This is a genomic window from Sinorhizobium fredii NGR234 (assembly GCF_000018545.1).
GTDB lineage: Bacteria > Pseudomonadota > Alphaproteobacteria > Rhizobiales > Rhizobiaceae > Sinorhizobium > Sinorhizobium fredii_A.
Genome location: NC_012587.1, coordinates 1,756,679 through 1,782,319 on the forward strand (window position 1 = coordinate 1,756,679; position 25,641 = coordinate 1,782,319).

Below are 25,641 nucleotides of genomic sequence, written 5' to 3' on the forward strand. Positions count from 1 at the left end.
AGAGGCTTGGAAAGCCATTCTACCAGAAAACATGGGCTGCCGCGGTTGTCTTCGAGGGAAGCGAGACCGCCGCTCAGGCGACCCGCTCGCCCTTCCGCACGCGGTAGGTCGGCTGATACATGGTTACCAACTCCTCCGCCGCCGTCGGGTGAACAGCCATGGTGCGGTCGAAGTCGTCCTTCGTGCATCCCGCCTTCAGCGAAATTCCGAGCAGTTGCGCCATTTCACCGGCGTCGTGGCCGAGGATATGAGCGCCGACGACCTTGCGGTCCGCGGCACTGACAAGGAGTTTCATGATCATCTTGTCCTTGCGTCCTGAAAGGGTCGCCTTCATCGGACGGAATTCGGCGCGGTAGACTTCGAGCTCGTCATATTTCCTCACGGCCTCCTCCTCGCTCAATCCAACCGTGCCGATCTCCGGCTGAGAGAAGACTGCCGTGGCGATCAGATCGTGATCCGGCGAGGTGGGGTTGTTCCTGTACTCCGTCTCGATGAAGCACATCGCCTCATGGATCGCCACCGGCGTCAGCTGCACGCGGTCGGTGACGTCGCCGAGCGCGTAGATCCCCGGCGCACTGGTGCGGGAGAAGGCGTCGACGATGATGGCGCCACGCTCATTGGTCTTGACGCCGGCATTCTCCAGGCCCAGGCCCTTCGTATTGGGCACGCGGCCGAGGGCGAGCATCACCTGGTCGACGGCGATTTCGCCGTGCTTCATGGTCTTGGCGATCCGCTGGCCATCGGCGCCTGCCGATACCGACTGGATGATATCCTCGCAAAGAATGCGGATGCCCTTCTCCTCCATCGCCGCATGCAGACCGCGCCTCAGGTCCTGGTCGAAGCGGGAGAGAATCTCCTTGCCGCGATAAATGAGAGTCGTTTCGACGCCGAGGCCATGGAAGATATTGGCGAACTCGACGGCGATGTATCCGCCACCGGCGATAAGAATGGATTTTGGGAGCGCCGGAAGGTCGAAGGCTTCGTTGGAGCTGATGCAGAGCTCATGCCCCCGCAGCGCGTCATGCGGGCTCGGGTGGCCGCCAACGGCGATAACGATGCGCTCCGCCGTCACCGTCTTTCCGGTCGCCAGCAGCCGCACCTCGTTGGGCCCGGCAAGTACGGCCCGCGTATCGAGCATCTCCGCACCGGCATTTGCAAGACCCTTGCGATAAAGGCCCTCCAGCCGGGTGATCTCCTGTTCCTTGGCCGCGACGAGCTTCTTCCAGTCGAAGCGGCTTTCGCCGACATCCCAGCCAAAGCCCGCCGCATCTTCGAAATGCTCCGAATATTGCGAGGCATAGACATAAAGCTTCTTCGGCACGCAACCGCGTATCACGCAGGTGCCGCCGTAGCGAAACTCCTCGGCGATCGCCACCTTCTTGCCGAGTGCCGCCGCCAGCCGCCCGCTTCTGACGCCGCCCGAGCCGCCGCCGATCACGAAGAGGTCATAGTCGAAAGCGCTCATGAAGAACTCCTGGAAAGCATTGGGGTGCCGAAATGAAGACCGCGGTTGATGGCTCACGACGAAGAGGCGAGCCGAGAGTCGCGTTTCGCCCCTGATATAGTATTGCGATGCGAAAAAGGAAAAGCCCGGATCGCTCCGGGCTTCACAAGGAAATGAACAAAGCCTCGCCGCGAGACTACTGCTGCGCAGGCGCCTGCGTGCCGGCGTCCGCGGCCGGCGCGCTGCCGATCTTCTCGTCGAGCGACTTGGTAGCCTCCTGGGCGAGGTCGCGCGAAACGCCGGCTGCCCAGATGTCGGCCGCCTTCAGCAGTTCGCGCGAGGCAATCGGACCATCGTTCAGAAGCTTCTTGCCGGCCCCCGAGCTGTAGAACGCCGTGATCGCGTTCAGTTCCTCGACCGAGAAGGTCTTGGCATAGATCGTCGCCGCCTCGCGCTCCAGATCCGAGCGGCGTGCCGCCAGGCCCAGCGCCTTCTCGTCGACGGTCGCCGAAATCAGTTCCTGGTGGTTCGGAGAAGCCTGAATGAGCGAGTTCTTCAGCCGTGCGGCAAGATTGGGGAGAATGTTGTCGAAGCTGTTGGTGACGCCGAGCGCTGTGATGGTTGCCCGGGCCGCCTTGACCTGATCTTCGGTCACGTCCTGCGCCTTTACGGCCGGCACCGAAACCGAAAGGAGAACGGCCGCGGTTGCGAATGCCCGGGCAAAACCTGTGATTTTGTTCATTTTTATCAATGCTCCTGTGTTGGCACATGTCGCCCGGCCAATTGCCGCCGCCAGGCATTTCATGTGCGGAATTCTGTTTTGGGCCATGGCCGCGCCACGAGGCCGGACCGGCGAAGCCTCAGCCTGCCGTGAGCGTGCGCGCCCCCTCCGGACCGGCGATGATCGCCAGTGAAGCCATCCCGAGAAAGAGCCCATGCTCGACGACTCCCGGAATTGCATTCAATCCAGCCGCAAGCGCCTCTGCATCAGGAATACGGCCAAAAGATGCATCCAGGATGAGGTGTCCGCCATCGGTCATGAAGGGGCCGTCGCCGGAGGCACGCAGTCCAATGTCGCCCGTCAAACCGAGGCGCGCGGCAACCTTCTCGATCGCCAGACGCGTTGTTGTTAGACCGAACTGGTTCACCTCGATCGGCAGCTTGAAGGCACCGAGAACGTCGACCACCTTCGATTCATCGGCAATGACGATCATCCGTTCCGAGGCGCTTGCGACGATCTTTTCGCGCAGCAGCGCTCCGCCACCGCCTTTGATCAGGCGCAGTTTGCCGTCGACCTCATCGGCACCGTCGATGGTCAGATCCAATTCGGGCAATTCATCGAGCGACTTCAGCGGCACGCCGAGTTCGAGGCAAAGCCGCGCCGTCCGCTCGGAGGTCGGCACACCCTGGATTTGGAAGCCGGAGGCTACCTTTTCGGCCAGCAGCCGGACGAATTCCTCGGCCGTCGACCCAGTGCCGATACCGAGCCGCATTCCACTTTCGACATAGCCGAGCGCCGCCTGGGCGGCCTTGATCTTCATCTGGCGGGCGTCCATGCGCCACTCGCTCCCCTTCATGATCGCGGACGGCGGGCGGCCATACGCCGGCTTCCGTCCAATTTCCGCTGAGACACTTACACGCCCGTCGCAGCAAACAAAAGCCAAAATGCGAGGCCCGCAGCGGATTCCGGCAGTGCCGAAGTCCCCGGCTGCCGTTGCATTCTCCGCATACTTCGCCTAGGCGAACAGGACGTTTCGGCAATAAGAGGTTCCCGTGTCCCCGCCCCTAGTCGTCTTCGATCTCGACGGTACGCTCGTCGACACCGCCCCGGATCTCGTCGAGAGCCTCAACCACGCGGTCACGCAGGCTGGTATCGAACCGGTTACTTATGCCGATCTCACGCATCTCGTCGGCCATGGCGCCCGCGCGATGATCGAGCGGACCTTCGCCCTGCGCGGAAAGGCGCTCAGCGAAGAAGACCTGACCTGGCAGATGAAGGAGTTCGTGGACTTCTACCACCGCTCCATGCCGGGCGGGTCGCTGCCCTATCCGGGGGTCATCGCGGCGCTCGACCGCCTGCAGGACGCCGGTCTGCGGCTCGCCGTCTGCACCAACAAGCCGGAAATGCTGGCAAAGCGTCTTCTGGAGGGACTCGGCCTCATCGACCGCTTTGCCGCCATCTCCGGCGGCGACACGTTCTCCGTCCGCAAGCCCCATGCCGAGCACCTCCTCTCGACGGTGGCGAATGCCGGGGGTCTCGCGGAACGAGCGGTGATGGTCGGCGACAGCCTCAACGATATCCTTGTCGCCCGCAACGCTCTCGTTCCATCGATCGCCGTACCGTTTGGTTACTCCGACGTGCCGATCGAAAGCCTTTCACCCGACCGGATCATCCAGCATTTCGACGAACTGACCCCGGAACTCGTCAAAACGGTTCTCGATCGGACGAAGAAATAGAGCACCGGGCTTCAGCCGTATAAAAAGAGCCGGACCAGCTCCAGCCGGCTCTGAAAATCCGTGCCGCCAATGCGCAGAGACCCCGCGCTTGGCGGGGCCGTCCATCTCATTGATATGATGCGTCCCGTCAGCCCTCGGCTGGCTGCCGCGCCTTCCGCGTCGCCTCGAACGCCCGATCCATGTACATGTCCCGCTCATAGACGTCGTTGAAATACTCGACCTTGCCGTCCTTGTTCGGCCATGCCGTGAAGTAGGAAACATAGACCGGCACCTTCTGAGGCACCGGCAAGGCCCTGTTGCGCCCCTGGGCGATCTCATTGCCGACGTCGTCCATGCTGACGCCAAGGACGGCCGCCGCCATGCGGCGCGGCTCGGCGAGGCGGACGCATCCGTGGCTGAGTGCCCGCTGGTCACGCTTGAAGAAGCTCTTCGACGGCGTGTCGTGCATGTAGATCGCATGCGAGTTCGGGAACAGGATCTTCAACTCGCCCAGCGCGTTGTCGCTGCTCGGCGGCTGGCGCACGGCGACGGAGTTCGTCGAACCGTACCAATCCACCGCGTAGGACGGAACGACCCGGCCGCCGACCTCGACCTGATAGCCCATGCGATCGAGATAGCTCGGATCGCTGCGCAGCTTCGGCAGCATCTCGTTGACGATGATCGACTGGGGCACGCCCCAATAGGGATTGACCTCGACCGTCTGAATCTCGTCGTGGAAGAAATAGGTCTGGTTCGCCTTCGAGCCGACGACGACCCGCATGGAGAACTGCTCTGCGCCGTGATCGGTATAGTAGGCCATGAAGGCGGGCTGGTTGATGAAGACGTAGCGATTGCCGAGATCGTTCGGCAGCCAGCGGGCCTGCTCCATCGCGATCTCGAGCTTGTCGATCTTGCTGGCAGTCGTGTCGCCACCGGTCAGCACGCGGATCGAGGCCTGGCCGACGACACCGTCCGCCTTCAGCCCATGCTCTTTCTGGAAGGCTTCGACGAGTGAAACCAGTTCCGGCGTGTATTCGGGCGTACCCTGGTAGCCGGCCAGCACGACGGCATGCTCCGCCTTCAGCGCCTCGGACGCCTTCAGCTTGATCCCGGCGACAATATTGGCGAGCTCCGGATTGTTGTCGCCCGGCTTCAACAGAGTCCCCGGCGCGATCTCGACGCGCGGGGCGGCGTCCGTTTCGGCTCGCAGCCTTTCGAGCTCCTGCTTCAATGCCAGGAATTGCGGGCTCTTCGGATTCCGCTCTTCGATCAGCGCTGCAACATCGGCACTTGTAGCGGCCTTGTCGAGAAATGCGACGAGATCGACGCTCTTGCGCTTGAAGTCGTGATAGCCGGATATCTTGTTCGGATCGATGCGGCCCCGCACCGTGTCCTGCACATAGGTGAGGACTGCAGCGGACATGGCGATCTCGAAACGCACGAGATCCTTTTCCCGCGCCACCATGTCGGCGCGATCGAAGTCGTCGGCCGGAACAGCGACTGCATAGTCGTCCGGATCGAGCCCGATCTTTGCGGCATCGGCAAGAACCGCGAGCGCCGATCGAGCCCTTGCATTGGCGCCGTTGCCATCGATCCAGACGAAATCGGCCCGTCCGCCATAAAAGGCCTCGACGGCTTTTGCGACATCGGCCGGAGCGCGAACCTCGACTTGCGGCAGGAACTGGCGGGCATCCGCCAGCGGAATCCGCAACATGGGCGGAAATCCGTAGCTCTGCACGGAACCTGTCACCACAGGATCGACGAGCCGATCGGTCGCAATCCGGCGCATCTGCTCGGGCTTGTAGGTATAGTAGCGCGGACTGGAAACCCGCGGCGGCCTTGTCGCTGCCCTGTCTTCAAGGCGCTGTGGGGCCATCATGTCGTAGCCCGGCATCGGCTGGGCCGGATAGGCCCGCTCCCGCGTGCGTTCCCTGCCGCCGCGGATGAAGTCCATCAGCGTCAGCGCCGAGGCCGGCCGCACATCCAAGGTTGCAATCGCACAGCCGGTCATGAGCGCGACAATCGCTACCGATCTGATCATTTTCATTCGTACAAACGTCCCCGTATCGCGTTGCCGCCGAAATCGGCAGCTCCCAGATTCTCGCCACGCCCTCGTGCCCGAAGACTTATAGAAAAGGATGGTGAATGAAAAGGAAACGACTGCCATTCGAATTTGATCAACTGCCCTGAAACCGGTCGCCCCTCCCTCGTGCGAAGGTCTGCAAGCATCTGATTTGCATCTACTTTGCACCAAGCGATTGCGCGTCGATGTTCCCGGCGGCACTGGACGCGCCAAGAATGAAGGCGTCTTCTGTGACTGAAAGGCCACAAGGAATGCGCGCGGCACCCCGTTGTGCGACGCGTTTGTTCACCGGCTCGAATTGCCGCATCGCAGCAATATTCAAACGATTGTAGCTCGCCGCAGGTCCCTGCGACCCTTTACAAGCCGGCATTGCCGGGGCAGAGAGATGCCCGGCACCGGGGAGGACAACCGGCTGACACCGGCACATCTCCGCCTCGGCTTGATGAAGCGCATCACGAAGGCAGGTATCACGATGACATCGACGCGCACGGAAACTGATACGTTCGGCCCCATCGAAGTGGCGAACGACCGCTACTGGGGTGCCCAGGCCCAACGCTCGCTCGGCAACTTCAAGATCGGCTGGGAAAAGCAGCCACTGGCGATCGTCCGGGCGCTCGGCATCGTCAAGCAGGCGGCCGCCCGCGCCAACGTGGCGCTCGACCGTCTTGATCCGAAGATTGGCGATGCCATCGTCAACGCGGCCCAGGAAGTGATCGACGGCAAGCTCAACGACCATTTCCCGCTCGTCGTCTGGCAGACCGGCTCCGGCACGCAGTCGAACATGAATGCCAACGAGGTCATCTCCAACCGGGCGATCGAGCTGCTCGGCGGCGTCATGGGATCGAAGAAGCCCGTGCATCCGAACGACCACGTCAACATGAGCCAGTCGTCCAACGACACCTACCCGACGGCCATGCACATCGCCTGCGCCGAGCGGGTGACACACGACCTGCTGCCCGCACTCCGGCATCTGCACAAGGCGCTTCAAGAGAAGGTCAAGGCGTTCGACCACATCATCAAGATCGGTCGCACTCATACGCAGGATGCGACGCCGCTGACCCTCGGCCAGGAATTTTCCGGCTATGCGGCACAGGTCGCCTCTTCGATCAAGCGGATCGAGATGACGCTCCCCGGTCTCTGCGAGCTCGCCCAGGGCGGCACCGCCGTCGGCACCGGCCTCAATGCTCCCATCGGCTTCGCCGAGAAGGTAGCGGAGGAAATCGCCGCGATCACCGGCATCGCCTTTACCTCCGCGCCGAACAAGTTCGAAGCACTCGCCGCGCATGATTCGATGGTGTTCAGCCACGGCGCGATCAATGCGACGGCCGCCGCCCTCTTCAAGATCGCCAACGATATTCGTTTCCTGGGCTCAGGCCCTCGCTCCGGCCTCGGCGAACTCTCGCTGCCGGAGAACGAGCCGGGCTCCTCGATCATGCCCGGCAAGGTCAATCCGACCCAGTGCGAGGCGCTGACGCAGGTCTGCGCCCAGGTCTTCGGCAATCACGCGTCGCTCACCTTCGCCGGCAGCCAGGGTCACTTCGAGCTGAATGTCTTCAACCCGCTGATGGCCTACAACTTCCTGCAGTCGGTCCAGCTCCTCGCCGACGCGGCGGTTTCCTTCACCGATAATTGCGTCGTCGGCATCGAGGCGCGTGAGGACAACATCAAGGCAGCGCTCGACCGGTCGCTGATGCTCGTCACCGCGCTGGCCCCGAAGATCGGCTACGACAATGCCGCCAAGATTGCCAAGACCGCGCACAAGAACGGTACGACCTTGCGTGAGGAGGCTGTCGGCGGCGGCTATGTGACGAACGAGGAGTTCGACGCGATCGTCCGCCCGGAAACGATGATCAGCCCGGCCTGATAGATCAAGGGCCGCGGCCGCCTGCCGGCGCCGCGGCCTTCCCCTGCCGACCAGCCATTCCGCTGCGGCCCTGACGAACACTCGCGGCACATGAAGAAGCCGTTTGCGGCGCGAAGATCATTAGAATTGCATCGATGCGCCCAAGCAATCGTTAAGACTTCACAAAGCTTTTGCCCCTAAAAAATACCAGACATTAGAGATAATTAATTTTAAGGGCTCGCCATATGCAGACGGCAACTTCGAACAAGACGCCGACGCCCGACATCGCTGCGCAGATCACCCATGCCATGCGTATGATGGGCGTTGCGCCGATACCGCGCAATTACGAGCTTTACTACGAGGCCTATCTGGGCTCGAACCCGCAACTGTCGAAGGAACTCGCGGCACTCGGCAGCCGCGCCACGCAGGAAGACCTTGACGCCATCGGAGCGCGTTATTTCAGCCATATCCACCATTCGCGCGGGATCGAGCGCGCCCACAGCACGCTGGCGGAAAAGCTGTCCGAACTGGTTACTCTGTTGCGGGACGAACAATACGCACTCGAGAGCTACAACAGGGTTCTCGACGAAGCCTACCTGAACATTGCCAACAAGAGCGCATCGAGCGCCGACATCCTCCGCCACGCGATCGACATCCTGAGTGAAGCAACCGCCGACACGATGAACCAGGGCAAGGAGCGGGTCCAGACGGTCGTTCAGAAATCAGTCGAGATGGAAGCGATCCGCCAGGAACTCGATGAATACAAGCGCATCGCCAATACCGATTCGCTGACGCGACTCGGCAATCGGCGCGCTTTCGACGAGACCCTCGCCGCGGTCTACAACAATGAGCAATTGCGCAACTACACGGGCCTGCTCGTCGTTGACATCGACCACTTCAAGAAGGTCAACGACAGCTTCGGCCATCCGGTCGGCGACAAGATCCTCTCCACCGTCGGCACGGTCATTCGTGCAAATCTCCGGCGGGACGCCTTCGTCGCCCGCACCGGTGGCGAGGAGTTTGCCGTCATCCTGAGCGACAGCACGCAGGAGGAATGCATGCAGGCCGCCGACCGGATCCGCAGCGTTCTGGCAAACACGCCGTTCAAGAACTCCAAGACGGGCGTCAACTATGGTCCGATCACCCTCTCCGTCGGCGTGTGCATGGCAACGGCGGCGGACGATCCGCTCGATCTCTACCACAAGGCCGACATAGCGCTGTACGCGGCCAAGAATTCGGGGCGCAACAGGACGGTCCTCTTCGAGGAGGGCATGCGCAAGGATTCCGGACGGAACTGGCTGATCTATCGCCGCTAATGCATGTCGCCCAAAAGTGTGCAGCGGTTTTGGGATCAAGACATGCAGAAAAAACAAGGACCTAAAGCGCGGAGCGTGAGTACGTTCGAGCGCGGCGCGGTTTAGGTCGTCGCTACCACATCGTCTTAGCGGCGCGGCCGGGCCATTCCCTGTCGTACGCTTCCTTGTCGAAATCGGCCTTGGCCGCCTTCAGAAGCGCTCCAGGTGTCGGCAGCGACACCGGTTCGACGAAGCGCTCCGGATTCCAGAGCTGCGAGCGCAGCAAGGCCCTGGCGCACTGGAAATAAAACTCGCCGATCGTGATGACCACGACGGTGCGAGGATGCTTGCCGTCGACTTCGAAGGACTCGATCAATGCCGGGTCGACACTGACGGCGGCTGTCCCGTTGATGCGCATCGTCGTGTTCGAGCCGGGGACGAGGAACAGGAGCGCCACGCGCGGATCGCGGACGATGTTGGCAAGCGAATCGATGCGATTGTTGCCCCGCCAATCAGGCAGCAGCACGGTCTTGTCGTCGGCGATCCGGACGACCGCTAGATCGTCGCCGCGCGGCGAGCAATCCAATCCTTCCGGCCCAACGGTCGCCAACGCCGCAAAAGGCGACGCTTCGATCATCTGCCGGTATTCGACTGTGAGCGCGTTCGTAACCTTGACGATCGATGCCTCGGCCGTTTCGCCGTAGACCGTCTTCAGTTCCTCAACCGTCGTGATGATCGTCATCTCATTCTCCCGCCCGGCAAGCCACGCAAGCACCGAGGCGCGATCTCCGCGCGCCGGTTTGAGGGAATAGCATGACGTCCCGATGACAGCATCATGCGATCTTTCTAAGCTGAGCCAGTACTTCGTTTTCGCCAAGGAAAGCGACGATTTTCTCGATGACCAGGGGCGCAGAAACGATGCGACGGTGGCCAAGGCCATTCGCCCAATGCAATTCGACATTCGAACCGACCGCACCGTAGCGGCGCGCGTGATCGGCGGAAACCTCCTTGTCGTCCTCCGCGTGGACGACCAGGACCGGCCTTCGCAGCGCGCCCAGAATGCGAGCCGCATCAAACCCCTCGACGCGGCGGCCGGACAGGCGTTCGACCATTCCTTCGAAAACCGCCTGTGCGGCCGGCGCAAGGCGCATGATCTTGCCGAAGCCTTTGAAGAGCCAGGCCATTTCGCTCGGCGCGCCAATGAGCACCAGCTTGGCCGGCACGCGCGCGGGCACGTCGCACAGCACGCCTCCGGCCGCACAGGCCAGGCTGGCCCCGCCGAAGGAATGGCCGATGCAGACATCGAAACCATCGAAGTGTCGCCAGGCCGCATCGATCGACCTCACCGCTTGCGGCATGATCAGCGAGCGACCGGGCGAGGCGCCATGCCCCGGCCAATCCAGCGCGACCACTTCGGCGCCGGCCGTCAACAGGCCATCGATCATCGCGGCCAGGTAGTCGCTGCGCGACCCCCAGCCATGCGTGAGCAGCACACGCGGCCCCCTTCCGCCGCCGCGACGCTGGAAATGACGCGCAAAAACCCAACCGCCCGCGAAGGAAAGTGTCACTTTTCGCGATTCTTCCATCAACGGCGCCGCGGCGTTCAGCAGCGCCCTTTCCTTGTCGCTCTTCGGCTTGCGGCTCGGGGTAAGGCAGAATATTCGGAAAGCCAATTCGCCGGCGGTCGTGGGAGAGACCGCCGACACGGCTCTGAGCGAGAGACGGATGACCTTGGTCGCAAAGGATGCCATAGTGAAACGAGCCTTAAATGTTCAAGCATGAACATAATTGTCCAACGATGAACAAAAAGCAAGTGAGTACCGAACATTACCATTTTCCGTGGGATCACCCGCGCTTTCGCAGCTGGATTGCCGTCGGCCGTGCCTGCCAACTGATGCAGCAGACATTGACGCGCCGCTTGGCCCATCTCGATGTCAAGCCGCCGCATCTCGACATCCTCATCAACCTTTACCGCTTCGACGGCATCACGCAGCAGGAACTGGCCCGCAAGCTGCTCGTCGGCCGCTCCAATATGAGCATGCTGCTGCCGCAACTCGAGACGCGCGGCCTCATTCAACGGCGTGGTGACGCAAGGGACAAACGCGTGTTGCGGCTATCGCTGACGGCGGCCGGACGAACGTTGACCGAGGAGGCTATGGAGATTCAGACGGCGCTCATCGAAAATTCGCTGGGCGGCGCTCCGATCGACGATTGCATGAAAATCGCAGAATCGATGGAACGGATCATCGCCACCCTGCTCAAAGAGGATGCCGAGCTTTCCTGACATCGGCTGGATGCCGGCTCAGCGCGGCTTTTCGGACCTGTCACGGGACATGCCCTTTTCGGCGAGCTCCTGTTCATAGGCTCTGAAGAGCTCGTCGCCCTTCTCGCCGAGTTCGCGCAGATAGGTCCAGGTGTAGATGCCGGTATCGTGGAAATCGTCAAAACCGATTCGGACGGCATAATTGCCCGTCGGCTGGACCGAAATGATCTGGACATTGCGCTTGCCCGGAACGGTCACCCTTTGGCCCGGTCCGTGGCCCTGCACTTCCGCGGACGGAGAAAGCACGCGCAGCAGTTCCGCCGCAAGATCGAAGGAAGAGCCGTCGTCGAAGCTCACGGTCAGCCGGTGGCGATCCTTCGACACGCGCAGTTCCGTTGGCCAGAATTCACTCATCGTCCTCGCTCCGTTTCCAAGTCAACGCTTGGTAAAGCAGAATTGAACCGGCGCAAATCTCCCGAAGGCGACTTTCCCGATATTTGAAAAACAGTTTGCGACAGTATGCGCCTTGACGCGACCTCTTTTGGTCACGACATTGGGGCCGCAGGGAGAAAAGACTTGAACACGGCCGCCATAGACCAGACCAACGCACGACCGCTCGACAAGATGACTGCGCCGATGATCGATCCCTTCGGCCGCATGGTCACCTATTTGCGCGTCTCGGTCACCGATCGCTGCGATTTCCGCTGCACCTATTGCATGGCGGAGCACATGACCTTCCTGCCGAAGAAGGACCTGTTGACGCTGGAGGAGCTGCAGCGGCTCTGTTCCGCCTTCATTGCCAAGGGTGTCCGCAAGCTGCGGCTGACCGGGGGCGAGCCGCTGGTGCGCAAGAACATCATGTTCCTCGTGCGCGAACTCGGCAAGGAGATCGAGGCGGGCCGGCTCGACGAGCTCACCTTGACGACGAATGGCTCGCAGCTCTCGAAATTCGCCGCCGAACTGGCCGACTGCGGCGTGCGGCGCATCAACGTATCGCTCGACACGCTCGATCCCGACAAGTTCCGCGAGATCACCCGTTGGGGCGAACTAACGAAAGTCATCGAAGGGATCGACGCCGCACAGGCTGCCGGCCTGAAAGTCAAGATCAACGCGGTGGCGCTCAAGGGCTTCAACGATGCGGAAATTCCGGACCTGATGCGCTGGGCGCATGGCCGCGGCATGGACCTGACGCTGATCGAGACCATGCCGATGGGCGAGATCGACGAGGACCGCACCGATCACTACCTGCCGCTCTCGGAGATGCGCGAGCGGCTCGAAAGAGACTTCACGCTCAAGGATATCCCCTACCGTACCGGTGGCCCTGCCCGTTACGTCGAGGTGGCGGAAACCGGCGGCCGGCTCGGCCTCATCACACCGATGACGCACAATTTCTGCGAAAGCTGCAATCGCGTCCGCCTCACCTGCACCGGAACGCTCTACATGTGCCTCGGCCAGAACGACGCCGCCGATCTGCGTGCCGCACTTCGCTCGACCGATGACGATGCTTACCTCTCTCAGGTGATCGACGAAGCGATCGGCCGCAAGCCGAAGGGCCACGATTTCATCATCGACCGCGAGCACAACCGCCCGGCCGTGGCCCGCCATATGAGCGTAACCGGCGGCTGACATCAGGCGACGTCGGCGCAAGATCCTGCCCCTCATCCGCCTGCCGGCACCTTCTCCCCGCGAGCGGGGCGAAGGGGCATGCTGCGCCGCCTTGTCCCCTCACCCCGTCAGAACGGGGAGAGGGCTAGGGTGAGGGGCAAATTCCCAGCTACGCCGCGTAGGTCGACCGATATTGGCCCTGTGCATCGTGGCCGGTGCCGGTCTTGAACCGCTCGATCTTTTCGTTGAGCACCTCCACCTGCCGGCGCAGGCCGTGGATCTCGGCCGTGTTCTCCTCGACCATGGCGGCGTTCTGCTGCGTGATCAGCTCGACCTCGTGAACCGCCGTATTGACCTCGTTGAGGCCGGTATACTGTTCGGCGGCGGCCGCTTCGATATTGGCGACGAGCTGGTGAATGGTCGAGATATGGTCATTGATGACCGACAGGGCATCGCCGGTCTCCTGGACCAGCGCCACACCGCTGCGCACCTGGGCGGAGCTTGCCGAGATGAGCCCCTTGATCTCCCGCGCCGCGCCGGCGCAGCGCTGCGCCAGTTCGCGGACTTCCTGGGCAACGACGGCGAAGCCGCGCCCCGCCTCGCCGGCGCGCGCCGCCTCGACGCCGGCGTTCAGCGCCAGCAGGTTGGTCTGGAAGGCAATCTCGTCGATCACGCCGATGATCGTGCCGATCTTTTCCGATGAGCGATTGATCTCCGCCATCGCGTCGATCGCCTTGGCGACGACCTGGCCGGAATGTTGCGCGTAGGAGTTCGTCTCGTCGACCGAGACGGTCGTCTTGCGGGCGCTTTCGGCGGTCGTGCGGACGATTTCGGTAAGCTGCCGCAGGGCGCGCGAGCTTTCCTCGAGTGCTGCCGCCTGCTGCTCGGTGCGGCGCGCCAGATCGTCGGCCGATGCCGAGAGATTGCCGGTGCCCCCGGTGATCTCCTCGGTGACGACGCGCACATCCATCAAGGTGGCGCGCAGTGCGTCGACGGCATTGTTGTAGGTCCGCGCCATCATCACGTAGTCGGCCGGCAAATCCTCCGCCATGCCTTCTTCGAGGTTGCCGGCGGCAAGCTGGGCAAGGACATCCGACAGCGCGTTGAGGGCCTGCATCTGCTCGGCTTCGATACGGGCGCGCTCTTCCGACCGGCGCGCCTCCTCCTCAGCCGACAAGCTGCGTGCCGCCTGCGCTTCGCGCTCCAACCGCACATTTTCCACGGCGTTGTCGCGGAACACGGCGACGGAGCGCACCATGTCGCCGATCTCGTCGCCGCGATTGCGGCCTTCGATCGCCACTTCCAGATCGCCATTGGCGAGGCGCGTCATGGTTTCGGTCACCCGCTTCAGCGGACCGCGCAGCGTCTCGACGAGCATCAGCCCTCCGATGATCGCCAGCAGCGTGCCGGCGACCATCGCGACGATCGACACCGTCGCCGAACGCTGGCTGTCCTGCTTGCCGGCTTCCTGGGCGCTGCTCACGAAGCTCTCCAGCGTGCCGCTCGCCTTGGCCACAAGGCTCGATGCCTCAGCCTTGGCCGCCTGCCAGCGGGCGCCGACATCGATCAGCGCGGCGGTGCCCTTGTCGATATTCTCCAGCGACGGGCCGAGCTTGGCCGGCAGGTCACGCAAGGCGGCGTTCTTGGCACCAAGTTCGGACAGCTTGCCGGCCGTCTCGCGGACAGCCTTGATGTCGGCGACGATCGGCTCGCGGTTCGCGGCGTCGAGCTTGCGGTGCAACTCGCTGATGTGCAATCGAGTGCTGGCCAGACCCTTGAAGGTGTTGTCCATCACGGCGATCAGCGTCTTCAATGTCGAAATTTCGCCATCCATGCTGACGAAGCGCTTGGCGGCCGTATCGGAATTCTTCGCCGCCTCCTTGGCGAAATCGGCTTCGTATTTCGAGAACTTGCTGAGGATCGGCACGAGTGCGTTCTTCTTGGCTTCGTTGTCCTCGCCGCCGGCCAGGACCGCCTGAATTTTCTGGGCCTGGCCCTTGAGCTCGCCGATCGGCTTCTTGACCTTGTCGGAGGCAATCCGCTCCGATTCGTCGATCTGCTTCATCAGATGCGGCAAGAGCTTGTTCGCCTGTTCGATCTTCGCGTCGGGATTGACGGCCATCGTCACCGGCAGGCGGAACTTCTTGATACGTTCTGCGAGCCCCTGATAGGCGGCGGCATCGAAGAGCAACGCCTTGGCGAAGGCTTCCTTCTCGCCCGATTCGGCCTGGAGGATATCGATCTGCTTATAGGCGTTGTTGCCGTTCTTGGTCATCTCGGCGAGCGCCGTTTCCAGCGATTTCGTCTCCGTCTCCCGTTCGACCTGGACGGACCAGAGCTTGTCGGTCTGGCTCCGCATCTCTTCGCCGAGCGCGACGACGGAGGCGATCTTCGCCCTGTCGTCCTCCTGGGTCAGCAAAGATTCCAGGGCCTTTACTCCCGCCTCCTGCTCGTAGACCATCTTCGCAAGCAGCCCGCGGCTTTCCTCGCTGGGATTGTCCAGGAAGTCCTGCAAGGCGCTGCGCAGCGCCTGGAAATCCGACAGGTTGTTGATCGTTTCGCGCGTCACGGTCATGTGGCCATTGAGCGTGCGGGCCGTAAAGAAGCCGGCAAGGCCAATCCCTGCGATCAGGGCCACGAGCGGCACGACGAAAAGGAGGACTTTCGTGACGATGCGCAGGCGCTGCAGAAGACGATCGATGACAGACATTGCGAACCCCGGTTTTTGTTATGGAGAGACATGTCCGCGCGGTTGGGATGCCTGCTTGCCGTTCGGACGCTCGAACGCCCGAGGCGAAGCTTTCGACTGCCGCATCGATAGCGAGCGGCAGTACCAGCATCGACTTCTGCCGACGGAAGCACCCCCTGGCTTCGGCCGGCAGTTCGAGATAGACGGCAGCAGTGTTTCCGCGCCGTCGCCCACCGATCGCGTCATGCGATTGGACTGCGGATTCATCGGGACGATAGGCAGCGAAACTTAAGATTCCGCGAATGGACATCATCCTTGCGGGAGACGCGTGGCCATTTGTCGCTGCGGCGTGCACCGACGCGCCTCCGATGCAAACATGCGCTTGAGTTTACGCGCGTTGGAGGCCAAAGCTTTATCACTGGGCTCGTAATCCATGGATTCGCCCATCCCGCCCGGTACGTGCCCCAGCCGAAGGTCATCAGGAATGCATTCCTCAGCCAATATCCGCGGCATCGTCTTCATGACGCTCGCCATGGCCGGTTTCTCCTGTAACGACGCGCTCGTCAAATCCGTGACAGGCGCGATGAATACCGGCCAGATCATGTTCATCCGCGGCCTGATGACCACGCTGATGATCTTTGTGCTCGCCTATCGTTTTGGCGCCCTGCGTCCCGTGCGCACCGTCTTCAGGCCTGTCATCATGCTGCGCATCGCCATGGAGGCGCTCGCCTCATTGACCTATATTTCCGCACTCGGCCACATACCGCTCGCCAATGCATCGGCAATCATGCAGGCCCTGCCGCTGGCGGTCACACTGGGGGCGGCGCTCTTCCTCAGCGAGCCGGTCGGCTGGCGGCGCTGGACGGCCATCGTGGTCGGCTTTGTCGGCGTGCTGATCGTGCTTCGGCCGGGACCGGAAGGCTTCACGCCGGCCGCCTTGACCGTTGTCGCCTGCGTCTTCTTCACGGCGACACGCGATCTCTGCACCCGCCGTATCGGCAGCGACGTGCCGTCGCTGTTCATTACCGTAACGACGGCATCGGTGACGACGCTGGTGGGAGCGGCGCTTATCGTGCCGTTCGGCGGCTGGCAACCGGTGTCAATGATCTCCTTCAGCCATCTCGCCGGCGCGAGCGTGCTCCTCATGCTCGGCTACCAGACCATCGTGCTCGCGATGCGCGATGGCGACATTTCCGTGGTCGCACCCTTCCGCTACACGGGTCTTCTCTGGGCGATCACGATCGGCATCGTCTTCTTCTCGGAGGCGCCGGACCGCTGGATGCTGGTGGGCGTTGCCATTATCGTCGGGTCGGGGCTTTACACCTTCTACCGCGAGAGCCTGCGCGGCAGACAGGCCGTGGCGCAGCGGTCTGTCGCCGGTCCGCTCGAATAAAGGAGCGCAAGGATGGTCGACAAAACCAGCGATTCGGGCCGCTGCCCTGCCGTCGTCCTCGCCGGCGGGCGCTCCTCGCGCATGGGCAGCCCGAAGGCCGCGGTGTTGCTCGGCGGACAAACCATGCTGGACCGCGTCATCGAGCGCCTGTCGCCGCAAGTCGCTAGCATCGCCGTCAATCTCAATGCCCATTCCGGCGGCGCATTGCCGAGCGGCCACCCGGCCATCGCGGACACGATCCCCGGCTTGCCAGGCCCGCTCGCCGGCGTGCTGGCCGCCATGCGCCACGCCAGGCAGGTCGCGCCGGGGGCGAGCCACGTTCTGACGGTGCCGATCGATGCGCCGTTCTTTCCGGGCACGCTTGCTGCTCGGCTCCAGGGGGCGCTGATTGTCGGAGACGAGATTGCCGTCGCCTGGTCCCTCGGCGAAATGCATCCGCTCTTCGCACTTTGGCCATTGGCGATCGCCGACGATCTCGATTCCTGGATCCGCACGGATGAGAAACGCCGCGTCCGCGCCTTCATTGCTCGCCACGCGTCGGTCGCGGTAGACTTTCCGGTCGTTGCGACGAAAGCGGGGCCGCTCGATCCGTTCCTCAATGTCAACACGCCGCAGCAGCTTGAAGAAGCTGAAGAATGGCTGAACCGCCTCGAGGATTCCGCAATATGACCGCACCCAGGATATTCGGCATCGCCGGCTGGAAGAACTCCGGAAAGACCGGCCTGATGGTCCGGCTCGTCGCCGAAATGACCCAGCGCGGCCATGTCGTGTCGACCGTCAAGCATGCGCACCACGACTTCGACATCGACAAGGTGGGCGCCGACAGCTACCGCCACCGCGAGGCCGGCGCCCATGAAGTGACGATCGTCTCCTCGACGCGCTTCGCCATCATGCACGAATTGCGCGGCGCACCGGAGCCAAGCTTCGAGGAAATTCTTTCGCGGCTCGCGCCCTGCGATCTCGTGCTGATCGAGGGCTATAAGCGCGAGCCGATCCCGAAGATCGAGGCGCGCCGGCTGGAGTCAGCCAATCGGGAGCCGCTCGCGCCAACCGATCCGCATATCGTCGCCATCGCTGCGGACCACCCGGTCGCTGACAGCGACCTTCCCGTCTTCGATCTCGACGACACGGTCGCGATTGCCGATTTCGTCGAGACAACGGTTGGGTTGCGGCGCCTGACTTAATTCTTCCGCAAGCGGTCCAGGTGCTGTCGCGCCTCCGGCAGTTCTCGGACTGCCTTTTGCAACCAATCGGCCGCGAGTGCAGCATCACGCGGAACCCCTTCGCCGCGCTCATACATCAGCCCCAGTTGCAACTGCGCCGCGGCATCGCCCTGCTCGGCCGCCTTTCGATACCAATGCGCCGCTTCGACCGGATTTGCTACGACGCCCATGCCGTGAGCATAGATCATGGCGAGATTGTACTGGGCCATGGCGGCGTTGCCGTCCTCGGCCGCCTTGCGAAACCAACGCGCCGCCTCGACATAGTCCTGCGGGACGCCTTCGCCCTCGAAGTACAGGCTTCCGAGATTGACCTGCGCCTTGACGTGCCCCTGCTCGGCAGCCGTGCGATACCACTTTGCCGCCATGGCATGATCGCGGCGCACGCCACTGCTGCCCTTGTAATACATCGATCCGATGACGAACTGTGCCTGCGGGTCGTGCTTGGCAACCAGCGCCAGTGGCGCGTCCAGCGACGCGGCCGACTCCTGCGCTCCCGCCGGCGCCAGCCCAGCCGCTAGCGCGGATGCGACAATCAAAGCGAGGCCAATTGACCTGTATTTCATCTCCCCTCCCAACCGAACAAGCTGCATAGGTCAAAGAGTCGTACACAACGTCCAGTTGGTGCGCCACAAATAAATCGGGGGCCGGTTGCCCGGCCCCCGATTTCCATTTAGCGAACTGCTGTGCGACTTATCGCTGCGCTACGGGGCGCACCAGCGGAGTAACACGGCGGATCGTCACGCGGCGGTTCTCCTGTTCAGCCTCGGGCGTGCGGATCTTCAGGAACCGTTCGCCATAGCCCTGGGTCACCAGGTTCTCCGCGGGGACGCCATAGACCTCGGTCAACAGCACCGCGACAGACTCGGCACGTTCGTCGGAGAGCACCAGATTCGATCGGTCGGAGCCGACGGCATCCGTGTGGCCCTCGATGAAGAAGGTTTCGCCCGGATCCTTCTCGAGGACCTTGCTCATTGCGTCCGCCACATTGCGAAGCGTCTTGGCCTGCGACATCGATACCTCGGCACTGCCCGTGGCGAATTCGATGGTGTCGAGATCGATGCGACGAACCTTGTCGCGCAGGCGGGCGGAATTGCGAACCTCGTCGATCGTGTAGACGCGTTCGACCTGCTCGACCGGCGGCTCGGACAGGAATTCGTAGTAATCCCGGTCCGGATCCTCGGCCACATCGACGATATACTCGTCGACCGGTATGCCGAGACGCATCGGCGGCAGCTCGTAGCCGACGTCGACGATCGCCGGTCGGTCGTCTTCGTATTCCGGCGTGTACATCATCACATATTCACTGCCGTCGCGATCGACGCGGGTGCGCGTCAGGATATCGCCGTAACGATTGTAGACGGTAACGATCTGGTAGCCGCCCGGGCGCACGATCGTTTCGCGGACGCGGCCGCCCGAGAGATTGTCGTAGTAGGACTCTTCTGCATTCTGCCGCAGTCGCGGACGGTCATCGCCTCTGACGAAGATGCGATCGCCAACACCGAGGATCACTCGATCGTCAACCTGTTCGACGACCTGCACTTCCGTCACATTGTTCTCCGTAACATTATTGACGGTCGTGTTGTTGATCACCGTGTTATTGACGACGGTGTTATTGACGATGTTGGTCGTCTCCGGCACCGCAAAGGCCGGAGCTTCCTCAACCCGCTCGCCTTCTTCCTTCAGCACAGCCTCGATCTTCTGCGGAATTTCTTCCCTGACCTCGACCGGGATCGCCGCCTGCGCGGAAGCGTCGTCGGTCGGCGCTGCTACGCTTTCCTGCTTGGCGCGCAGCTCCTCGCGCTGCTTGCGTCGAGTTTCGCGCGCCTGCTTGCCGCCGGCATTGTCGGCGTCCTTGTCGCTGTCGAGCACCGCGGCTCCCTTCTCGACGGGAAGCACGACAGTCTCATCGGAGGCAGCCGGGTCCTCGGCGACCTTCTGCTTTTCTTCCGTCGTGCGCTCGTCGACGACTTCGGGAGCGGCCTGGCCCTGGGGCTGCTCGCCCTCTGCCGTTGCCGGCTGTTCCGCACCCGGAACCGGCTGCTGCTCGCCTTCGCCCGTCTGCTGGGCCGGAGCCTCCGTCGCCGGCCGTTCAGCGGTCGTTCCGCCGTCCGGCACGACAGTCGGCTGCTCAGCAGCTTTTTGCTCGTCGGTTTGACGCTGCTCTTCGGCCTGCTGCTGGCGCTTCTTGCGAGTGGGAGCCTGCTCTTCGGCCTGCTGCGGAGCGCCCTCTTCGGCGGCGGGCTGCTGCTCCTCGGCCTGCTGCTGGCGTTTCTTGCGCTTGGGAGTCTCCTGCTCCTCTGCCTGTTGCGGGGCAGCTTCTTCGGCCGCCGGCTGCTGCTCCTCAGCCTGTTGCTGACGCTTCTTGCGCTTGGGAGTTTCCTGCTCCTCTGCCTGTTGCGGGGCAGCTTCTTCGGCCGCCGGCTGCTGTTCCTCGGCCTGTTGCTGACGCTTCTTGCGCTTGGGAGTTTCCTGCTCCTCTGCCTGTTGCGGGGCAGCTTCTTCGGCCGCCGGCTGCTGCTCCTCGGCCTGCTGCTGGCGCTTCTTGCGTCTGGGAGCCTGCTCTTCGGCCTGCTGCGGAGCGCTCTCCTCGGCGGCGGGCTGCTGCTCCTCGGCCTGTTGCTGGCGCTTCTTGCGCCTTGGAGCCTGCTCTTCGGCCTGCTGCGGAGCGCTCTCCTCGGCGGCGGGTTGCTGCTCTTCGGCCTGCTGCTGGCGCTTCTTGCGTCTTGGCGCTTCCTGTTCTTCGGCTTGCGGCTGCTGTTCCTGCGCCTGTCCCTGGGACTCCTCCTCGGCGGCACGCTGTTTGCGCTTCTTCAGCAGCAGCAAATCTTCCGGCGACGGCTGTTCGGTGCCTTCCTGCGCGACTTCGAACGGCGCCATCAGGCTGTCGGCGAGCGCTGGTTGGACCGCAAGGGAAGCCACGAAAACGGGCAAGGCAACCGTTGCGAAAAGTTTGGATCGAATGGACATAGTCTTCCTTCCTCTTGTGGTTCGGCGTCCTCGAGCACCGCGCCACAGTTCAAGCCGCATCGCATCGGCACAGGGCCATGACCCGCGGTTCCGACATTTTTGTGTCGGCCGAAATCCGTAGTCGAACTCCGCAGCCACGGATCGGTTCCGCCCAAGGCCTATCGAAGCCGACATTAACCATTCCTGAACGGATCGTTCATCCGCCTCCTCAACGATGAGGCGAACATTTCGCGTTTCGCGGTGGGTGACGCCGCTTTCCTGTTGATTTTTACCGGAAAAGCGTACGAATATCGCCGCAACCGGCGGCACCACCGTCGGCGCAATATGGCATCCGCGCAGAAGAACAGACCGGATGCCGGCCAACAGAGAGGACAATCATGCGTATTTCCAGACGGCTGGTAGCTGCCGCATCGGCTGCCGTTTTCGTGCTCATGGCGGGCACCTCCATGGCGGAAGGCGAAAAGGTCGTGATCGGCACCGAAGGCGCTTACCCGCCCTTCAACAATCTCGCCGCAGATGGCTCGCTGACGGGCTTCGACGTCGATATTGCCAAGGCACTTTGCGAGGAAATGAAAGTCGAGTGCACCTTCGTGACGCAGGACTGGGAAGGGATCATCCCGGCGCTGATCGCCAAGAAGTTCGACGCGATCATCGCTTCCATGTCGATCACCGAGGAACGCAAGCAGAAGGTCGATTTCACCAACAAGTACTACAACACGCCGCCGGCGATCGTTGTACCTAAGGACTCGCCGATCACTGAGGCGACCGAAGCCGCCCTGCAAGGCAAGATTCTGGGCGCCCAGGCTTCCACGACCCATTCCAACTATGCGGAAGCGCATATGAAGGGCGCGGAGATCAAGCTTTATCCGACCGCCGATGAGTACAAACTCGATATCGCCAACGGCCGCGTCGACGCGGTCATCGACGACGTCGTCGTGCTCTCCGAATGGCTGAAGAGCGAAGATGGCGCCTGCTGCAAGCTGCTTGGGACGCTGCCGATCGACCCGGTGATCAACGGCGAAGGCGCCGGCATTGCCGTTCGCAAGGGCGACGATGCGCTGCGCGAGAAATTCAACAAGGCGATCGAAGCCATCCGCGCCAACGGCAAGTACAAGGAAATCAACGAAAAGTACTTCCCCTTCGACGTCTACGGCAGCTGATCGCCGCGTCTCCCGCGGCGATCTATTGCACGTCTCCTTAAATCGACCTCGATTTAAGGACGAAGACTTGCAGCAATTCAAAGTGCTACAGCGACCTTTGCGCGTCTAATGACGCGCGGCGCTGTAGCGGTGATGCCGGGAAAGTCTCGGTTGATGAAGAAATGCAACGGTGGATGGGCTTGCCCTTCCGCCGTTTTTGTTTGACAAGAAAAACAATACTAAGCGCCGTCGGCGCCAATAAGAATGACCAGGGGAACGTAACGGCATGAGCGGACTATTTGCCGCCATTTATTCCGGTATAGCCGGGATCCTTTCGATCATCGATCCGTTCTGCGGGCCGGCAGGGATTTTTCGTTGGTTCGCTTCCGGCACCCTCCTGGCGTGCGGCGACAGCGGCTGGGGCGACGAGATCGCCTACGGATTTCTCGTGACCGCGAGCCTCGCGATAGCCACCCTGCCCATCGGACTGGCGATCGGCTTTTTCATCGCCCTTGCCAAGCAATCACCGGAAAGATCGCTGCGGCTGTCGGCCAACATCTACACGACGATCTTTCGCGGTCTTCCGGAACTCCTGACGCTCTTCATTGTCTATTACGGCCTGCAGATCCTGGTGCAGCAGTTTCTCGCGACGCTGGGTTATGAGGAGCCTGTCGAGATCAATGCCTTCGTCGCCGGCATGATCGCGCTCGGCGTCGTTTTCTCTGCCTATTGCTCGGAGGTGCTGCTTTCGGCCTTCAAGGCCATTCCGCAGGGCCAGTACGAAGCGGGCGATGCCCTCGGCTTTCACCGCGGCAAGACGATGCGGCTCATCATCCTGCCGCAACTCGTACGCATCGCGCTTCCCGGTCTCGGCAATCTGTGGATGGCGCTGCTCAAGGATACGGCGCTCGTTTCGGTCATTGGACTTCAGGACATTCTACGTCAGACGGGCCAAGCAGCCCGCATGACCAAACAGGCCTTTCAATTCTTCGGCGTCGCCTGCGTCCTCTTCCTCGTCCTGGCGATGATTTCGTCCGTCGTATTCTCGGCGCTCGAGCGTTCCACCAAGCGGGCGGAGATGAGCCGATGAGCATCGCTGAAACGATGATTCCGCCGCAAGCGCCGCCGCCCGCCCCGCCGAGGCCCTACACGCTCGCGCGCTTCTTCGGCAGTGTCGCCCTCGGCGCTTGGCTGGCCTTCGGCGTCGGCATCTTCCTGACAATCGTCGACGGCTGGGACCCGGAGAAATTCTCGCGCTACGGGCCGAGCTTCCTCTCCGGTCTCGGCGTGACGTTGCTCCTCGTCATCTCTTCGATCCCGATGGGCGCCGTCCTGTCGTTCCCCGTCGCGCTCGGGCGCATGTCGAAGAACAGGTTCTGGTCGTGGATTGCCTATATCTACGTCTATTTCTTCCGCGGCACGCCGCTGATCGCCCAGCTCTTCCTCGTCTACTACGGTCTCGGCAGCTTCCGGCCGCAGCTCGAATCGATCGGCCTCTGGTGGTTTTTCCGCGACGCCTGGAACTGCGCGCTCTTCACCTTCACGCTGAACACCGCCGCCTATCAGGCGGAGATCCTGCGCGGCGCCATCGAGAGCGTCCCGCGCGGTCAGCATGAGGGGGCGGCCGCCTTGGGTCTGCCGGAGCGCATTGCCTTCTTCAAGGTCATCCTGCCGCAGGCGATGATCGTGGCGCTGCGCCCCTACGGCAACGAGATCATCCTGATGATCAAGGGCTCGGCGATCGTCGCGATCGTTACCGTCTTCGACCTGATGGGCGAGACCCGGCGCGCCTTCTCCCGCACCTTCGACTTCCAAATGTATGTCTGGGCGGCGGTGCTGTATCTCCTGATCGTGGAGTTTCTGCGCAATATCTGGGCCTGGATCGAAGCGCGGTTGACGCGGCATCTCAAGCGATGAGGCGCAACGCCGCGTAGCAAACAGGTTGGCAGCACTCCGCTTCGTTCGCTGCCAAGCCTTTGTTTTTTCGAACTAATCTCCGACACTACGTCGATATTAGGTCTTGATTAACAAATCAAGCGCTTCATCATAGTGACCAACCTTTGTTAGAAGCGAGGTCCTTGATGACGAACGACATGGAACTGCAGCTCAAAGGGTATGGCCTGACGACGGCCCAGATACTCTACCGGATGCCCGACCACCCCGCCCTGTTGCAGACCTATATCTGGCAGCACTACGATATCGCCCCGGACTTTCCCGAAATGCGAAGCTTTCTGAGGTTCTGGCAGGAAAAGCTCGACGGACCGCTGCATTCGGTCCGCTATGTGCATCGCAAGCTGATATCGGCGACGGAATGGCGGGCGCTCAAGGGCGAACTCATTCTACACTGAGGACTATGCCACTACGCCCCGCGCCGTCCGCCGCGCTCAGACATGCACCTCGCCGTGGGCAAGTTCGCCCTCGTGAGCTTCCTTGTGAAGCGACCCATAGAGGACGACGCCGTAGAACAGCGCGACGACGATCATGACGCTCCAGCCCGGCAGCAGTCCGAGAGCGGCATTCTCCGCAAAATCGGTCCAGGAACGGACATGGCCGAAAGGTATACCGGTGGAAGCGATCTTCGGCGAGGATATCTTCAGTGCCCAGGCAAGAAGCAGGATCAGGTACATCCAGCAGTAATTACGCTGCAGCCGTCGGCAAACGGCTTCCCTGTAGGTCATCAGGAAAGCTGGCCTGCGCAGGCTCTTGGCGATTGCCACGGACCATTTGAAGCTCTGCGTTCCTTCCGGAGCAAGGATCTGCGCGAAATAGCCGCGCTCGAGTTGCCGCACGCGGGCGCGATAAACATCGAAGAATCGGTACCGCCTCGCTTCGATCAACAGCAGCAAGGTAATCAGCAGCATCGCAAAGAGCAGCACGCCATGATGCGAGGACGGTGTCGACAGCGACACGGAAAGCATTGCCGCGACGACAGTGATTGCCCAGTTGGACGTACGGTCGATGCGATCGCGCCAGCCGGCCATCCTCCCCAGTTCACCGCGGTAATAGTGCACGATTGTATTGATCGTCTCCTGCGATGACTGCGGCAGGGGCGGACCTTGCCTCTCCGGCATCTCCGTTTCCAATGTCAGCGGGCTCAGTTCGGCAGACATCGGCATCCTCCCGATTTCTCTTCCTTTTCATGATCATGACTCCAATCGCCTTGCGGATAAATCCCGCCGGGCAAGGCGCCGTCGATTTCTTGAGCAAATGCTAACCGGACGAAACGAGGTGACGAGGAGAGACGGCCGCCGGGAGGCGATT

The 25,641-nt window shown here is 62.2% G+C and carries 23 protein-coding genes; 12 read left to right on the forward strand and 11 right to left on the reverse strand.

Going from position 1 to position 25,641, the window contains the following annotated elements; all coding sequences use genetic code 11:
• Window positions 1–73: 73 nt before the first annotated feature.
• From gor to rpiA, 3 genes are all read right to left on the reverse strand, one after another.
• Window positions 74–1,465 (reverse strand): glutathione-disulfide reductase, encoded by a 1,392-nt coding sequence (gene gor / locus NGR_RS19745; protein ID WP_012708233.1) that lies wholly within the window; start codon window positions 1,463–1,465, stop codon window positions 74–76.
• A 175-nt stretch (window positions 1,466–1,640) separates the two neighbouring features.
• Window positions 1,641–2,186 carry a DUF2059 domain-containing protein gene (locus NGR_RS19750; RefSeq protein ID WP_012708234.1) on the reverse strand — a complete coding sequence of 182 codons (546 nt, stop codon included), beginning with the start codon at window positions 2,184–2,186 and terminating at the stop codon, window positions 1,641–1,643.
• A 118-nt stretch (window positions 2,187–2,304) separates the two neighbouring features.
• Complete coding sequence (gene rpiA / locus NGR_RS19755) at window positions 2,305–3,000, reverse strand: ribose-5-phosphate isomerase RpiA (protein WP_012708235.1); 696 nt, start codon at window positions 2,998–3,000, stop codon at window positions 2,305–2,307.
• Window positions 3,001–3,217: 217 nt separating this feature from the next.
• Between rpiA and NGR_RS19760 the strand changes: the two genes are divergently transcribed.
• Window positions 3,218–3,901, forward strand: coding sequence for an HAD family hydrolase (locus tag NGR_RS19760; RefSeq protein ID WP_012708236.1), 684 nt, complete (start codon window positions 3,218–3,220; stop codon window positions 3,899–3,901).
• A gap of 127 nt (window positions 3,902–4,028) precedes the next feature.
• Here the strand turns inward: NGR_RS19760 and NGR_RS19765 are convergent, their stop codons facing one another.
• Window positions 4,029–5,927 carry a L,D-transpeptidase family protein gene (locus NGR_RS19765; RefSeq protein ID WP_164924350.1) on the reverse strand — a complete coding sequence of 633 codons (1,899 nt, stop codon included), beginning with the start codon at window positions 5,925–5,927 and terminating at the stop codon, window positions 4,029–4,031.
• 508 nt (window positions 5,928–6,435) lie between these two features.
• Here NGR_RS19765 and fumC point away from each other — a divergent pair.
• Entirely contained in the window at window positions 6,436–7,827 is a 1,392-nt protein-coding gene (fumC, locus tag NGR_RS19770; protein WP_012708238.1) for a class II fumarate hydratase, read from the forward strand.
• A gap of 224 nt (window positions 7,828–8,051) precedes the next feature.
• On the forward strand, window positions 8,052–9,122 hold the full coding sequence (locus NGR_RS19775; RefSeq protein ID WP_012708239.1) for a GGDEF domain-containing protein: 1,071 nt from the start codon (window positions 8,052–8,054) through the stop codon (window positions 9,120–9,122).
• Window positions 9,123–9,234: 112 nt separating this feature from the next.
• On the opposite strand, the gene NGR_RS19780 is transcribed toward NGR_RS19775, so the two are convergent.
• Window positions 9,235–9,843, reverse strand: a complete 609-nt coding sequence (locus tag NGR_RS19780; RefSeq protein WP_012708240.1) for a pyridoxamine 5'-phosphate oxidase family protein — start codon at window positions 9,841–9,843, stop codon at window positions 9,235–9,237.
• 91 nt (window positions 9,844–9,934) lie between these two features.
• Complete coding sequence (locus NGR_RS19785; RefSeq protein WP_012708241.1) at window positions 9,935–10,852, reverse strand: alpha/beta fold hydrolase; 918 nt, start codon at window positions 10,850–10,852, stop codon at window positions 9,935–9,937.
• Between the two features lie 47 nt (window positions 10,853–10,899).
• Here NGR_RS19785 and NGR_RS19790 point away from each other — a divergent pair, with 47 nt between their 5' ends.
• A complete protein-coding gene (locus NGR_RS19790; RefSeq protein WP_164924351.1) occupies window positions 10,900–11,385 on the forward strand; it encodes a MarR family winged helix-turn-helix transcriptional regulator in 486 nt (161 codons plus the stop codon).
• An 18-nt stretch (window positions 11,386–11,403) separates the two neighbouring features.
• Here the strand turns inward: NGR_RS19790 and NGR_RS19795 are convergent, their stop codons facing one another.
• Window positions 11,404–11,778 carry a gamma-butyrobetaine hydroxylase-like domain-containing protein gene (locus tag NGR_RS19795; RefSeq protein WP_012708243.1) on the reverse strand — a complete coding sequence of 125 codons (375 nt, stop codon included), beginning with the start codon at window positions 11,776–11,778 and terminating at the stop codon, window positions 11,404–11,406.
• Between the two features lie 162 nt (window positions 11,779–11,940).
• Here NGR_RS19795 and moaA point away from each other — a divergent pair, with 162 nt between their 5' ends.
• The gene (gene moaA, locus NGR_RS19800; RefSeq protein WP_164924352.1) at window positions 11,941–12,990 is read left to right on the forward strand and encodes a GTP 3',8-cyclase MoaA; all 1,050 of its coding nucleotides are present in this window, start codon (window positions 11,941–11,943) and stop codon (window positions 12,988–12,990) included.
• A gap of 148 nt (window positions 12,991–13,138) precedes the next feature.
• Here the strand turns inward: moaA and NGR_RS19805 are convergent, their stop codons facing one another.
• Entirely contained in the window at window positions 13,139–15,679 is a 2,541-nt protein-coding gene (locus tag NGR_RS19805) for a methyl-accepting chemotaxis protein (protein ID WP_012708245.1), read from the reverse strand.
• A gap of 463 nt (window positions 15,680–16,142) precedes the next feature.
• Between NGR_RS19805 and NGR_RS19810 the strand changes: the two genes are divergently transcribed.
• The 3 genes from NGR_RS19810 to mobB are packed head-to-tail and all read left to right on the forward strand — an operon-like array spanning window position 16,143 to window position 18,235.
• The gene (locus NGR_RS19810) at window positions 16,143–17,051 is read left to right on the forward strand and encodes a DMT family transporter (RefSeq protein WP_012708246.1); all 909 of its coding nucleotides are present in this window, start codon (window positions 16,143–16,145) and stop codon (window positions 17,049–17,051) included.
• 12 nt (window positions 17,052–17,063) lie between these two features.
• Complete coding sequence (gene mobA / locus NGR_RS19815; protein WP_012708247.1) at window positions 17,064–17,720, forward strand: molybdenum cofactor guanylyltransferase MobA; 657 nt, start codon at window positions 17,064–17,066, stop codon at window positions 17,718–17,720.
• Window positions 17,717–18,235 (forward strand): molybdopterin-guanine dinucleotide biosynthesis protein B, encoded by a 519-nt coding sequence (mobB, locus tag NGR_RS19820; protein ID WP_012708248.1) that lies wholly within the window; start codon window positions 17,717–17,719, stop codon window positions 18,233–18,235. The genes mobA and mobB overlap by 4 nt, the downstream gene beginning before the upstream one ends.
• Here the strand turns inward: mobB and NGR_RS19825 are convergent.
• Both NGR_RS19825 and NGR_RS19830 read right to left on the reverse strand, forming a co-directional pair.
• On the reverse strand, window positions 18,232–18,837 hold the full coding sequence (locus NGR_RS19825) for a tetratricopeptide repeat protein (RefSeq protein WP_012708249.1): 606 nt from the start codon (window positions 18,835–18,837) through the stop codon (window positions 18,232–18,234). The two genes, mobB and NGR_RS19825, sit on opposite strands and share 4 nt — an antisense overlap.
• Before the next feature lie 127 nt (window positions 18,838–18,964).
• Window positions 18,965–21,241, reverse strand: a complete 2,277-nt coding sequence (locus NGR_RS19830) for an OmpA family protein (protein ID WP_012708250.1) — start codon at window positions 21,239–21,241, stop codon at window positions 18,965–18,967.
• A 377-nt stretch (window positions 21,242–21,618) separates the two neighbouring features.
• On the opposite strand from NGR_RS19830, the gene NGR_RS19835 reads away from it, so the two are divergent.
• The 4 genes from NGR_RS19835 to NGR_RS19850 all read left to right on the forward strand — a co-directional run bounded on the left by NGR_RS19835 (window position 21,619) and on the right by NGR_RS19850 (window position 24,728).
• Window positions 21,619–22,401 (forward strand): ABC transporter substrate-binding protein, encoded by a 783-nt coding sequence (locus NGR_RS19835; protein ID WP_012708251.1) that lies wholly within the window; start codon window positions 21,619–21,621, stop codon window positions 22,399–22,401.
• 265 nt (window positions 22,402–22,666) lie between these two features.
• Window positions 22,667–23,470 (forward strand): ABC transporter permease, encoded by an 804-nt coding sequence (locus NGR_RS19840; RefSeq protein WP_012708252.1) that lies wholly within the window; start codon window positions 22,667–22,669, stop codon window positions 23,468–23,470.
• Window positions 23,467–24,297 carry an ABC transporter permease gene (locus NGR_RS19845; protein ID WP_012708253.1) on the forward strand — a complete coding sequence of 277 codons (831 nt, stop codon included), beginning with the start codon at window positions 23,467–23,469 and terminating at the stop codon, window positions 24,295–24,297. Before NGR_RS19840 ends, NGR_RS19845 begins: the two co-directional genes overlap by 4 nt.
• A gap of 164 nt (window positions 24,298–24,461) precedes the next feature.
• A complete protein-coding gene (locus NGR_RS19850) occupies window positions 24,462–24,728 on the forward strand; it encodes an usg protein (protein WP_012708254.1) in 267 nt (88 codons plus the stop codon).
• 36 nt (window positions 24,729–24,764) lie between these two features.
• Here NGR_RS19850 and NGR_RS19855 read toward each other — a convergent pair whose 3' ends face one another.
• Complete coding sequence (locus tag NGR_RS19855) at window positions 24,765–25,490, reverse strand: DUF2270 domain-containing protein (RefSeq protein ID WP_012708255.1); 726 nt, start codon at window positions 25,488–25,490, stop codon at window positions 24,765–24,767.
• Window positions 25,491–25,641: the final 151 nt, after the last annotated feature.

What these genes read in the sequence shown, in the direction of transcription:
- gor (WP_012708233.1), bottom strand. Translation starts at nt 1,465, where the DNA reads ATGAGCGCTTTCGACTATGACCTCTTCGTGATCGGCGGCGGCTCGGGC.
- NGR_RS19750 (WP_012708234.1), bottom strand. Translation starts at nt 2,186, where the DNA reads ATGAACAAAATCACAGGTTTTGCCCGGGCATTCGCAACCGCGGCCGTT.
- rpiA (WP_012708235.1), bottom strand. Translation starts at nt 3,000, where the DNA reads ATGGACGCCCGCCAGATGAAGATCAAGGCCGCCCAGGCGGCGCTCGGC.
- NGR_RS19765 (WP_164924350.1), bottom strand. Translation starts at nt 5,927, where the DNA reads ATGAAAATGATCAGATCGGTAGCGATTGTCGCGCTCATGACCGGCTGT.
- fumC (WP_012708238.1), top strand. Translation starts at nt 6,436, where the DNA reads ATGACATCGACGCGCACGGAAACTGATACGTTCGGCCCCATCGAAGTG.
- NGR_RS19775 (WP_012708239.1), top strand. Translation starts at nt 8,052, where the DNA reads ATGCAGACGGCAACTTCGAACAAGACGCCGACGCCCGACATCGCTGCG.
- NGR_RS19780 (WP_012708240.1), bottom strand. Translation starts at nt 9,843, where the DNA reads ATGACGATCATCACGACGGTTGAGGAACTGAAGACGGTCTACGGCGAA.
- NGR_RS19785 (WP_012708241.1), bottom strand. Translation starts at nt 10,852, where the DNA reads ATGGCATCCTTTGCGACCAAGGTCATCCGTCTCTCGCTCAGAGCCGTG.
- NGR_RS19790 (WP_164924351.1), top strand. Translation starts at nt 10,900, where the DNA reads ATGAACAAAAAGCAAGTGAGTACCGAACATTACCATTTTCCGTGGGAT.
- NGR_RS19795 (WP_012708243.1), bottom strand. Translation starts at nt 11,778, where the DNA reads ATGAGTGAATTCTGGCCAACGGAACTGCGCGTGTCGAAGGATCGCCAC.
- NGR_RS19805 (WP_012708245.1), bottom strand. Translation starts at nt 15,679, where the DNA reads ATGTCTGTCATCGATCGTCTTCTGCAGCGCCTGCGCATCGTCACGAAA.
- NGR_RS19810 (WP_012708246.1), top strand. Translation starts at nt 16,143, where the DNA reads ATGCATTCCTCAGCCAATATCCGCGGCATCGTCTTCATGACGCTCGCC.
- mobA (WP_012708247.1), top strand. Translation starts at nt 17,064, where the DNA reads ATGGTCGACAAAACCAGCGATTCGGGCCGCTGCCCTGCCGTCGTCCTC.
- mobB (WP_012708248.1), top strand. Translation starts at nt 17,717, where the DNA reads ATGACCGCACCCAGGATATTCGGCATCGCCGGCTGGAAGAACTCCGGA.
- NGR_RS19825 (WP_012708249.1), bottom strand. Translation starts at nt 18,837, where the DNA reads ATGAAATACAGGTCAATTGGCCTCGCTTTGATTGTCGCATCCGCGCTA.
- NGR_RS19830 (WP_012708250.1), bottom strand. Translation starts at nt 21,241, where the DNA reads ATGTCCATTCGATCCAAACTTTTCGCAACGGTTGCCTTGCCCGTTTTC.
- NGR_RS19835 (WP_012708251.1), top strand. Translation starts at nt 21,619, where the DNA reads ATGCGTATTTCCAGACGGCTGGTAGCTGCCGCATCGGCTGCCGTTTTC.
- NGR_RS19840 (WP_012708252.1), top strand. Translation starts at nt 22,667, where the DNA reads ATGAGCGGACTATTTGCCGCCATTTATTCCGGTATAGCCGGGATCCTT.
- NGR_RS19845 (WP_012708253.1), top strand. Translation starts at nt 23,467, where the DNA reads ATGAGCATCGCTGAAACGATGATTCCGCCGCAAGCGCCGCCGCCCGCC.
- NGR_RS19850 (WP_012708254.1), top strand. Translation starts at nt 24,462, where the DNA reads ATGACGAACGACATGGAACTGCAGCTCAAAGGGTATGGCCTGACGACG.
- NGR_RS19855 (WP_012708255.1), bottom strand. Translation starts at nt 25,490, where the DNA reads ATGTCTGCCGAACTGAGCCCGCTGACATTGGAAACGGAGATGCCGGAG.